Below are 2,545 nucleotides of genomic sequence, written 5' to 3' on the forward strand. Positions count from 1 at the left end.
CATGACATATAAAGGCTACGGACGCCATTACGGATCCACGAACTTCAAGCTCTTCGTCTGCTGCCTTGATGCCGGCTATTCGGGCGCTGTAGACACGGCTCATCTGGCCAGCACCGATACCGATGGTCTGTGCGTTTCTGGCATAGACAATGGCATTGGACTTGACAAATTTGGCCACTTTCCAGGCGAACTGCAGGTCCACCATCTCCTGTTCAGTCGGGGCGCGATCCGTCACCACTTTCAGCTCAGATGCATCAACAATACGGATATCGGAATCCTGAACCAGCAGGCCGCCATTGACCCGTTTGAAATCCGGGAAAGGGGTTGGCCCTTCGGGCAGTTGGCCCGCGCTCAATACCCGAATGTTCTGTTTATCCTGAAGAATGGCCGCTGCCTCAACATCCACTTCCGGGGCGATGATGACTTCCACAAACTGGCGTTCAATAATGGTGCGGGCCGTTGCCATATCCAGCTTGCGGTTAAAGGCGATAATGCCGCCGAATGCAGAGGTTGGGTCGGTTTCGTAGGCGCGGTTGTAAGCTTCAAGAATGTCTGTGCCGGTTGCCACACCACAGGGGTTGGCGTGCTTGACGATGACACAGGCGGGCAGATCAAACGCCTTAACGCATTCCAGGGCCGCATCGGTATCGGCAATATTGTTGTAGGAAAGGGTTTTGCCCTGCAGTTGCCTGGCGCTGGAAACCGTACCTTCCGGCGGGTACTTTTCCGTGTAAAAGGCCGCTCTCTGGTGCGGGTTTTCACCGTAGCGCAGATCTTCCATTTTAATAAACTGGCTGTTGAAGGTGCGGGGGAAAGCTTCCGGTGTATCGTCATCGCTGTTGATGACAGTGCCCAGGTAGTTGGCAATGGCACCATCGTAGCTGGCCGTATGCTCAAATGCCTTAACGGCCAGGTCAAAGCGGGTGGCCAGGTCAATCACGCCATTATTGTCAGTCAGGCTGTCCAGTACACACTGGTAATCGCTGGCATTCACCACAATGGTGGTATCGCGGTAGTTCTTGGCAGCGGCACGAACCATGGTTGGACCGCCAATATCGATGTTTTCAATGGCGGTGGTCAGGTCGCAGTCGGGGCGGGCAATGGTTTGCCCGAAGGGGTAGAGATTGACCACAACCAGGTCAATAGGCAGGATGCCATGCTGGTCCATGATTGGTTCGTCCTGTCCGCTGCGGCCCAGAATGCCACCATGAACCTTGGGGTGCAGGGTTTTTACCCGGCCGTCCATCATTTCAGGGAAGCCGGTATAGTCAGAAATCTCAATGGCAGGAATGTCGTTCTCTACCAGCAGTGCATAAGTGCCGCCGGTGGACAGAATTTCAACCGAATGCTGTTGCAGTGCCCGGGCGAATTCGACAATGCCGGTTTTGTCGGAAACGCTAATCAGGGCCCGGCGAATCGGGCGTGTCGTGACTGCCATTGTTTCTTTCTCACCAGTTGGAATAGATAGTTGGAATAAAAATCCCGGCAGATTTTAGCTGGAAATGGTGGCTATTGGCAGGGGGGAAGGGGATAAAGTAGCAATCAGTAGTGTCCGTTGGCTGGAAACTACTGATTGGATGGCAATGAAAAATGATTCAGTTAAAGCAGGCCGTACTGCTTCAGTTTCTTACGCAGGGTTCCCCGGTTCAGGCCCAGTAGCGTAGCCGCACGGGTCTGATTGCCCTTGACGTAAGCCATGACCGTTTCCAGCAGAGGCGCTTCTACTTCAGACAGCACCATCTGATAGACATCGGTGACGTCCTGCCCGTCCAGGTGGGCAAAGTAGTTATTCATAGACTTTTCCACACTGTCGCGCAGAGTCTGGGACTCCGGGATTTGCGACGCTGTGGCAAGGCTTCCCCCATGGCCATTTACTGGACGACCTTCTTCTATGATGACTTGTGTTGCCGTCATGCCGCTATGTCCTCTCCATTACCTTTTGACTTCTTTGCAAAAGTCGACTCTGAAAAATGCTGAAAATACTCACGTATGCAGGTGCGCTGTTCTTCCGAAGATTCCAGCTTATTAAAATGCCGGCGAAAATCCAGGCCGGATGGCTGGTTCTGCATGTACCAGCCCACATGTTTTCTGGCAATCCGCACAGCGTGGCTCTCTTGGTAAAAGGCGCCGTAAAACTGATGCAGGGCCTCAAGATGCCCCAGAAGGATTGTCTGAACCTCATTGTGATCCGGTGCTGCCAGCCGCTCCCCGTGTTGCAGGAAGTGGTTGATCTCCCGGAATATCCAGGGACGGCCCTGGGCGGCACGGCCAATCATTAATGCGCTGGCACCGGTAACGTCCAGAACATGCCGTGCCTTTTCCGGTGAGGTGATGTCACCATTGGCAATCACCGGGATCGTCACCGCCTCAACGATGTTGGCGATGGTTTCGTATTCTGCTTCACCGTTGTACATGCAGGCCCGGGTACGGCCATGAACCGCCAGGGCGGCAATGCCACACTGTTCGGCCAGTTTGGCAACGGCAACACCGTTGCGGTTGTCCGGATCCCAGCCGGTGCGGATCTTCAGGGCCACCGGAATATCCA

At 54.3% G+C, this 2,545-nt stretch carries 3 protein-coding genes; all 3 read right to left on the bottom strand.

Annotated features, from left to right (window positions below):
* A partial coding sequence (gene purH, locus KDK14_RS00215) for a bifunctional phosphoribosylaminoimidazolecarboxamide formyltransferase/IMP cyclohydrolase (protein ID WP_257263001.1) occupies nucleotides 1–1,438 on the bottom strand: 1,438 nt, incomplete at its 3' end.
* A gap of 161 nt (nucleotides 1,439–1,599) precedes the next feature.
* Nucleotides 1,600–1,914 carry a DNA-binding transcriptional regulator Fis gene (gene fis, locus KDK14_RS00220; RefSeq protein WP_257263002.1) on the bottom strand — a complete coding sequence of 105 codons (315 nt, stop codon included), beginning with the start codon at nucleotides 1,912–1,914 and terminating at the stop codon, nucleotides 1,600–1,602.
* Nucleotides 1,911–2,545, bottom strand: a 635-nt coding sequence (locus KDK14_RS00225) for a tRNA-dihydrouridine synthase (protein WP_257263003.1), incomplete at its 5' end; no start/stop codon positions are given. The genes fis and KDK14_RS00225, both read right to left, overlap by 4 nt.

The organism is Endozoicomonas sp. ONNA2 (assembly GCF_024606365.1).
In the GTDB taxonomy this organism is placed as follows: domain Bacteria; phylum Pseudomonadota; class Gammaproteobacteria; order Pseudomonadales; family Endozoicomonadaceae; genus Endozoicomonas.